This window comes from Methylophaga sp. (assembly GCF_030651745.1).
The window spans coordinates 21,524-28,174 of the sequence record NZ_JAUSCC010000051.1 but is presented as its reverse complement, the minus strand read 5'-3'; the positions used below and the strand labels follow the sequence as shown (position 1 = coordinate 28,174).

Annotated in this window: 4 protein-coding genes; all 4 read left to right on the top strand. The window is 44.3% G+C overall.

Going from position 1 to position 6,651, the window contains the following annotated elements:
* Positions 1-49 precede the first annotated feature (49 nt).
* Positions 50-2,143 (top strand): elongation factor G, encoded by a 2,094-nt coding sequence (gene fusA, locus Q7V21_RS05760; protein ID WP_304916358.1) that lies wholly within the window; start codon positions 50-52, stop codon positions 2,141-2,143.
* Positions 2,144-2,456: 313 nt separating this feature from the next.
* A complete protein-coding gene (locus tag Q7V21_RS05755) occupies positions 2,457-2,966 on the top strand; it encodes a sigma-70 family RNA polymerase sigma factor (RefSeq protein WP_304916357.1) in 510 nt (169 codons plus the stop codon).
* Between the two features lie 10 nt (positions 2,967-2,976).
* A complete protein-coding gene (locus tag Q7V21_RS05750) occupies positions 2,977-3,951 on the top strand; it encodes a FecR domain-containing protein (RefSeq protein WP_304916356.1) in 975 nt (324 codons plus the stop codon).
* 183 nt (positions 3,952-4,134) lie between these two features.
* Entirely contained in the window at positions 4,135-6,456 is a 2,322-nt protein-coding gene (locus tag Q7V21_RS05745; protein ID WP_304916355.1) for a TonB-dependent receptor, read from the top strand.
* Positions 6,457-6,651 lie beyond the last annotated feature (195 nt).

Below are 6,651 nucleotides of genomic sequence, written 5' to 3'. Positions count from 1 at the left end.
CCTGATGATGTAAACAGCATCGGTTATTCACACAATAGAGACAGGATTTATGGCTTCCGATTTATCCAAGTACAGAAATATTGGTATTTTCGCTCACGTTGACGCGGGCAAAACCACCACAACCGAACGTATCCTTAAACTGACCGGCAAAATCCATAAGTCTGGTGAAGTACATGATGGTGAATCCACAATGGACTTCATGGATCAGGAAGCCGAGCGCGGTATTACTATCCAGTCAGCGGCGACAACCTGTGAATGGAAAGGTCACCGCCTGAACGTTATCGACACTCCAGGCCACGTTGACTTCACTATCGAAGTTTATCGTTCACTGAAAGTACTTGACGGTGGTATCGGTGTTTTCTGTGGTAGTGGTGGTGTTGAACCGCAATCAGAAACCAACTGGCGTTATGCGAATGACTCTGAAGTTTCCCGTCTGATCTATGTCAACAAATTAGACCGTATTGGTGCTGACTTCTACCGCGTTGTAAAACAGGTTGAAGACGTTCTGGCGGCCACTCCGCTGGTTATGGTTTTGCCAATCGGTATTGAAGATGAATTTACCGGTGTTGTCGATTTGCTGACTCGCAAAGCGTGGATATGGAAAGATGACAAGAGCGCTGAAGATTACACCATCGAAGAGCCACCTGCAGATATGGCTGACGCTATTGAAGAATGGCGTGAAAAACTGATCGAAACTGCTGTAGAGCAAGACGACGATCTGATGGGTAAATATCTGGATGGTGAAGAGCCTTCTATTGAAGATCTGAAAAGATGTATCCGTAAAGGTACACTGCAATTGGATTTCTTCCCGACTTACTGTGGTAGCTCATTCAAAAACAAAGGTATGCAGTTGGTACTGGATGCAGTTGTTGATTATCTGCCTGATCCAACTGAAGTTGATCCACAACCAGAAGTTGACTTGGAAGGTAATGAAACTGGCAAGCACGCCATTGTTGATATCAAAGGCCCATTGCGTGCCTTGGCATTCAAAATCATGGATGACCGTTTTGGCGCGTTGACTTTCGTTCGTATCTACTCTGGCGAATTGAAAAAAGGCGACACCATTCTGAATACCTTCACCGGTAAAACAGAACGTGTTGGCCGTATGGTCGAAATGCATGCCAATGACCGTAACGAACTTGATTATGCTCATGCAGGTGACATCATCGCCATCGTTGGTATGAAAGACGTTCAGACTGGTCACACATTGTGTGACCCGAAAAACCCAGCCACATTGGAACCAATGGTGTTCCCGGATCCCGTTATCTCAATCGCCATTGCGCCTAAAGATAAAGCTGCTGCTGAAAAAATGGGTGTCGCACTGGGTAAAATGATTAAAGAAGATCCATCTTTCCGTGTTGAAACCGACGAAGACAGCGGTGAAACCATCATGAAAGGTATGGGCGAATTACATTTAGATATCAAAGTAGATATCCTGAAACGTACTCATAACGTTGATGTTATCGTTGGTGAGCCACAAGTGGCCTACCGTGAAACCATCACGAAAAAAATTGAAGACAGTTACACCCACAAGAAACAATCTGGTGGTTCTGGTCAGTTTGGTCGTATTGATTACATTATCGAACCAGGTGAGCCAGGCAGTGGTTTCAACTTTGAATCGACTGTAACAGGTGGTAGTGTTCCTCGTGAATACTGGCCAGCTGTTGAAGCCGGCTTCAAGAAAATGATGGGCCGTGGTGTTTTAGCTGGTTTCCCATTACTTGATGTTAAAGTAAACCTGTTTGATGGTGCCTTCCATGCCGTGGATTCATCAGCAATGGCCTTTGAAATTGCTGCGATGGGCGCTTTCCGTCAAACCATTCCGAAAGCGGGTCCACAATTGTTGGAACCAATCATGAAAGTAGACGTGTTCTGCCCGGATGATAACGTCGGTGATGTTATCGGTGACTTGAACCGTCGTCGTGGCATGATCAAATCGCAAGATGCGGGCGCAACAGGTGTACGTATTAAAGCTGAAGTACCACTGAGCGAAATGTTCGGTTACATCGGCTCGCTGCGTACCATGACTTCAGGCCGTGGTCAGTTCTCTATGGAGTTCCTGCACTATCTGCCATGCCCACGTAACGTGTCAGAAGAAGTTATCAAAGAAGTTAAAGAGCGCGAAGCCGCTGCGAAGAAATAAGCAGTTCGCTAACAGCTTGATTGAGAAAGGGGCGTTTATCGCCCCTTTTTTGTGCCTGTTATTTCGAATTTGAAGAGGGAAGGGAATCACGAGATTGGTCAAGCTGATACCGCTACTCTCTTTCAACCACATCTCAACTAATTAGCTTTTCAGTCAATTTTGACGCTTCTAATCATGTGATTATCCAAGGCAAATGAACCTGGGAGCTCTTACCAGGCAACATTAAACAGTCCTCTAGTTTGCACTCTTTGGACTTTATCTTGTAAGATGCTATTGATTCTCATTTGCATAAAGTCCGGCTAAGGAAAGCATTTTGTCAAAGCTTCACTTTCAACAACAAGCTGATATTCATACATTGTATAGCGACCATCATGGTTGGTTGTACAGTTGGTTACGCCGACAGTTGGGTTGTTCTCACAGTGCTGCCGATTTAGCTCAGGATACCTATGTCCGGATCATTAGTTCGACACGCATACCGGCAAAGGATCAAGCTCGGATCTATTTAGTTCAAATCGCCAAAGGCTTGGTTATTGATCGGTATCGTCGCCAGAAAATAGAGCAAGCTTATCTGGAAGCTATAACACATCAGTCGGAAGACTCTGTTGTATCACCCGAAGAACAAATGCTCGCTCTTGAAGCCTTGTTAAAAATTGATGAAATGCTGTTTGGCTTAAAACCCCGGGTGCGTGAAACCTTCCTGTTATCGCGTTTTGATGGGCTAACCTACAATGAAATCGCAAAGCGTTTAAATGTTTCTGTCGCAACAGTCAGAAAAGATATGTTGGTTGCGATGCAGGGATGTATCAATATCATGGCATATTAAATCTTTATAAATGTCTTTACCGCCTAGCAATATTACTGAAACTGCCAAACAAAAAGCGCTTGAATGGCAAGTTATCTTGTGGTCTGGAGCCGTGACTGATGAAGAGTGGTCATCATTCTCTTCATGGCTTAAGGCAGAAAGCGAGAATCAGCAAGCATGGGACTGGCTACAACAGGTTAATAAACCGCTCAACCAAGTTCCGGAGCGTATTGCCAGTAATGTTTTACGCCAGGATTCTCCATCAATTTCTCGTCGAAAAATGTTGGCCGGCTTGGGCTTAATGTCAGGTTTCGCGGTCATCGGTTATGGTGTTCAAAAAACTGAACGTTGGCATACAGTTATTGCTGATCTTACAACCAGAAAGGGTGAGCAGCGCAGTATTACGTTGCCTGATGGAACGCTGATTACACTAAATACGGATAGTGCTGTAGATGTGAATTTCACTGATACCAAGCGTAGGCTACGTCTGTATCGTGGAGAAATTATGGTTGTCACCGCCAAAGATAGTTTTGCAACTCCTCGTCCGTTTGTTATCGAAACTCGGGCCGGACAAATTTTCCCTATTGGTACTCGTTTTAGCGTTCGTCAACTTGATGAAAAACATTATCAGACTCAGGTAAGCGTTTTTGAAGGTGCTGTTGAAGTTCACTCACAAGCTGGAATCGTGAGACAAATCAAAGCAGGGGAGCAAACTAGTTTTTCACCGAATACTTTTAACCTGTTAATGCCTGTTGAAGCTCAAAGCAGTGCGTGGGCACAGGGTAAATTGATTGTTGAACGTCAAAAATTAGGTGACTTTGTTAATGAACTCAGCCGCTATCGTCACGGTGTTTTGCGTTGTGATCCCTCAGTAGCTGATTTAGTCGTTTCAGGTGTTTATCTGCTGGATAACACCGATGCCATTTTACATTCGTTGCAACAGGGCTTACCGATACAGATCCGCAGCTTTACGCGTTACTGGATTACGTTAAGCTCACCATCTTAAAAAAGTTATAAAAAAAGTAGCACTTTTTCTTTCTCGTTCGGAATAACAGATAGAGGCTCACGAAATGATGAGCGGAATTAAGCAATAACTGACGAGGAAAAAATGAGCATAAACAGCACTCCCAAGAAAATAAAATTGGCTGTACTTCCAAAAGCGATTCTGTTGGCTTGCCTGGGATACAGCATGACATCCGAAATGGTAATGGCGGAACCCGCCGTACAAACACAGACTCAACAATACACACTGCCAGCGGGTAGTCTCGATAACGTATTGAATCAATTTGCTGCGGCAGCTGGCGTTATGCTGACCATTGATGGCGCTTTGACACAAGGTCTTTCAAGCAACGGCTTAAGGGGGCAATATAGTATTCAGGATGGGTTTTCGACAATTCTTGCAGGTACCGATTTACAAGTTGTCAGACAGGCAAATAATCGATACATGCTTGCTGTTAAAAACAGTGCTGATACGTCACTTAATTTGCCCATGATTAAAGTGGATGCAGACAGATTTGTTTCAGGTAGCGCTGACAATGCTTATCGGGTTCAAAATGCAAGTGTTGGTGCGCTTGGCAATAAAAGCATTTCGGATACCCCATTTACAATCGAAAGTTTTTCACGTGACTTTATCGAAAACATTCAGGCACGCTCAATTTCGGATATCGCAAAATATGACGCGGGCGTCAGTCTCTCCTCCGGTAATCTGTTGAATGAAAATAACGAGTTTAAAATTCGGGGTAATTTTATTGATTCCGACACCGGTCAACGTATTGATGGCATGACCGCTTATAACCGGGCTTCGGATCTGCCAATCGAACACTTTGACAGTGTCGAAGTCTTAAAAGGTGCCGGTGGTTTTCTGTATGGTTTTGGTACACCGGGCGGCGTTGTCAATTATCGCTTAAAACGGCCAACCGAAAAATTTGCTGCCAGCCTGAATACCCAAATCATGGACAGTGGTTTATTTCTCGGTCACCTTGATGCGGGTGGTCGCTTTGGGCCTGATGATCAGCTCGGTGTGCGTGTTAATGCCCTACGTGAAGCCGGTAATACCTATACCGATGAAGGCAGCTCATACCGCAAATCAGGCTCTATCGCCGTGGATTGGCACATTACACCAAACCTGCTCTGGGAAGCAGATGCATTATTGGCAGAACGTAAAACCTATGGTGGATATCGCCGTATCGTATTGTTAGGACTGACCCCCGGCAGTGGTAATAAAATTCTTGATCCGATTGATGGCGATAAAAGTCTGGCACCAGAATGGGCACGTTATGAATCCGATCATAAAACCTATGGCTCCAATTTGACATGGCAGTTTCATGAGAACTGGAGCAATAAAATTTCCTATCGTTATTCCAGTAACTATCGTGACCCAATGGTTCCGGATATGCGGGCACAGCCTAATGGCGATTACACATCGAACTTAATTTACTTTAATAACCGCTTTAAAACACATCATATTGAAGACGTGATCAGCGGTTCTTTTAACACTGGTTTTATTCGTCATGCTATCGCGTTAGGTTACTCGCATAGTCGTACAACCATATCAAATAGTACTAATCTGCTACCCGTTGGTTATACCTTACCTACCGGTAATCTATCCGACCCGGTTATTGATATCCCACGTGTTGCCGATAATCGCAGTAAAGGTGATGCAACGAGTTTGGAAACCTCTGTCGCCAAGCGTAAAGATATTTTTATTTCAGATACTATCCATTTCGGCGATCAATGGGACTTGATTTTAGGGATTCGACGTAGTTCTCTTGAAGAAAAATATGCTGATTATGATGGTAGTAAAAACACACCAACTTATGCTTTGGTCTACCGGCCTGTGGAATGGATGTCACTGTATGGCAGTTATATAGAATCATTGGAACAGGGTGGTGCAGCACTAAATACTTCTGTCAACGCGAATGAAATATTTCCGCCAAAAGTCAGCAAACAATATGAAGTTGGGATGAAAGTTGATAGAAACAACTGGTCTGCCAATATGGCGGTATTTCAGCTAGAAAAGGCTGAGCTTTATACCGATCCAGTCACACAGATCACTTCCCAAAACGGCGAGGTTAGGTATCAAGGTATCGAACTTTCAGCTAAGGCCATGCTTACACCTGAATGGATGCTGGGGGCCAGTGCAATGTGGATTGATGGGGAAAATATCACCGTCAGTAATCTGGAATCGGAAGGCAAAAATCCCGTGGGCGTAGCAGAAAAAGAATTCCGTCTGTTCAGTGAATATCACATCCCTGCTACCGGCCTGACGTTGACAGGTGGAGCATCATATACCGGTAAACGCCCATATGATGCCTTGAATGAGTACCATTTGGGTTCTGTGACATTATTCGATCTTGGCGCGCGTTATGAAACCAGATTGAATAAGCAACCTCTCACCATACGTTTAAGCGTTGAAAACGTGACTGATGAAGCCTTCTGGCTGATGAGTTCAGGTGGTGTCCTGCAAGGCGCACCTCGTAGGGTCAAACTCGGGGCCCAGATAGATTTTTAAAAATCTGGTGAGTCCTGATTGACGGATTTTATTCCGAGACTACTATTTCCCCCTTGACCCAACCCTCTCTCATGTAGAAGGGTTGGGTTTTTTTATTCTTAAATCGGTTGCGAAAAGGAGCCATCTATTTAAAAGATTTTTTACAGTTAACCGAAGTTAGTTACGTCAGCTATTCAATAGGGTTATGCTCGGACC